We start from the raw sequence: 1,153 nt of genomic DNA on the forward strand, positions 1-1,153 counted from the left end.
TTGTCATCCTATGTTTGTATAGGGTTTAAATTTCAATAATGATTTACTTTGTTGGATATAAATTTAAAAAGAGAAAGAGCAAGGCAATAACTTGTCATTGGTTTAAAAAACAGAACGGGATGCTTGCCCCTTTCTCTTTGTGCTTAAAGTTTGAACAGTTCATAAGGCAAAAAAGCCTGTATTTAGGATTGATAAACCCAAAGCATTTTTAATTATTTAACATGAGTAAAATTATAGGAATCGACATTAGTAAACAAACTTTCGATGTTTGTTTTAGAAAAAAAGATGTGGTGGCACATCAAGTTTTTGATAACAATTTAAAGGGTTTTAAGAAGTTCTTGGGAGTTATTGGGGATAATACCACAGTGGTTATGGAAGCATCAGGTCCTTATTATGTTTGTCTTGCCAATTATTTGTATGAGCATTCAATAAATGTTTCCGTGGTCAATCCATTAATGATTAAACGCTTTAGCCAGATGCGATTTTACAGGGCTAAAACAGATAAAAAAGATGCAGAAGTTATTATGGAGTACGGTACATTGGAAAACAATAGGTTGCCTAATTGGAAACCAGAATCACAAGGTGTTCAATCATTAAAACAGATGCAGACCACTATAGAGTTGTTATATAAACAACTTACACAAAGCAAGAATCAGTTATCAGCATTTAAAAGCAGCGGTTTTATAGACAGAGAAGTTAAATTAAATTTAATGGCAATCATAACAAAACTCGAAAGATCGATTAACAAGATACAAACCCAGATGCTGGGAGTTTGTGAAGATCATTATAAACAAAGCTTAGAGTTATTAAGGTCTGTTCCCTGTATTGGTAACAAGACAGCGATAATGCTTATTGCTCTGACAGATAACTTCACCAAGTTCAAGCATTATAAACAGTTAATTGCTTATGTTGGTTTGGCACCAAGAGTTTACCAATCAGGAACCAGTATAAAGGGTAAAGGGCATATCTGTAAAATGGGTAAGGCACAGATTAGAAAATTGCTCTATATGTGTAGCTGGACAGCAAAACGGTATAATAAAACCTGTAAGGATATGTATCAAAGATTAAAAGAAAAAGGAAAACCAGAAAAGGTAATAAAGATAGCTATAGCAAATAAATTGCTAAAACAAGCTTTCGCTGTAGCTACATCAAA

The 1,153-nt window shown here is 33.0% G+C and carries 1 protein-coding gene; it reads left to right on the forward strand.

Annotation, left to right across the window (positions count from 1 at the left end; all coding sequences use genetic code 11):
• Positions 1-221: 221 nt before the first annotated feature.
• A partial coding sequence (locus tag ACZIYX_RS23980) for an IS110 family RNA-guided transposase (RefSeq protein ID WP_462684782.1) occupies positions 222-1,153 on the forward strand: 932 nt, incomplete at its 3' end.

The organism is Aquimarina sp., from assembly GCF_977115655.1.